The 1,196-nt window shown below is 38.3% G+C and carries 1 protein-coding gene; it reads left to right on the forward strand.

Going from position 1 to position 1,196, the window contains the following annotated elements:
• Positions 1-141: 141 nt before the first annotated feature.
• The coding region (locus tag BBI01_RS07960) for a DUF6443 domain-containing protein (protein WP_228393958.1) at positions 142-1,196 on the forward strand (1,055 nt) is incomplete at its 3' end.

Raw genomic sequence — 1,196 nt, forward strand, 5'->3', positions numbered from 1 at the left:
ATTGGAGTAAGAAGCATCACTCCACCATCAGGGATCAGGGAATTATATCTTTATGATTCCGCAAACAGGCTTGAGAAAGTAGTGGATGTGGATGGAAAAGTGCTGAAGAAAATGAAGTACAACTATAAAAACTAATCACCGATGAAAAAACTCATAATTCCCATAGGATTTCTGATGTTAGGGACTGTAAAAGCACAGGTATCCAACACCGAAAACTATATTCAAACAAAAACGTATCTGGATTATAACGGAAATCAAGCTACCAAAATCTCTGAAACCGTTCAATATTTTGACGGGCTCGGCAGACCTAAGCAGGTGATTGGTGTAAAAGCTTCTCCACAAGGAAAAGATGTTGTCTCTCATATAGAATATGATCAGTTTGGAAGACAGGCAAAAGATTTTCTTCCCATTCCTCAATCAGGAACGCAGTCAGGTGGAGTTTATACCTCACCTCTGGGAAATGCTTCTTCCATCTATGGTGGAGAAAAAATCTATTCCGAAAAAGTATTAGAGAATTCTCCTTTGGACAGAATCCAGCAACAGATTCAGGTAGGAAATGACTGGACGGGAAAGCCTGTTAAATTTGATTATGATGCCAATATTCATGAAGATTATGTAAGGCAATATAAAACTACCACCACATGGATTGAAGGAAGGACAGAAACTGTGATTGAGCTCAATCAATATTTTCTACCAGCACAATTGTATAAAAACATCATAACCGATGAAGACGGCAACAAAACTATTGAGTTTAAAAACGGTCAGGGACAGGTTTTACTCATCAGAAAAGTATTGAGCGCTACCGAAAATGCAGATACCTACTATGTTTATAACGAATATGACCAACTTGCTTTTGTTATTCCTCCTTTAGCATCAGCACCCACCATCGATAATTCTACAAAAGAGAATCTGTATTATCAATACCGCTATGATGGAAGAAGAAGACTTGTAGAGAAGAAGCTTCCGGGTAAAGGCTGGGAATTTATGGTGTATGACAAAACCGATAGACTTATCATGACTCAGGATGCTAATATGCGAGAGAAAAATAAATGGCTGATTACTAAATATGAATCATTGGGAAGAGTTGCTTATACCGGAATCATTGGAGGAGGAAGCAGAATAAGTATGCAGTCTCAGGCAGGGAACCTTATCATCGTAGAGGAAAGAAATAGTTCCGGATTTACTAAAAACGGGAT

Source organism: Chryseobacterium artocarpi (genome assembly GCF_001684975.1).
Classification (GTDB): Bacteria; Bacteroidota; Bacteroidia; order Flavobacteriales; family Weeksellaceae; genus Chryseobacterium; species Chryseobacterium artocarpi.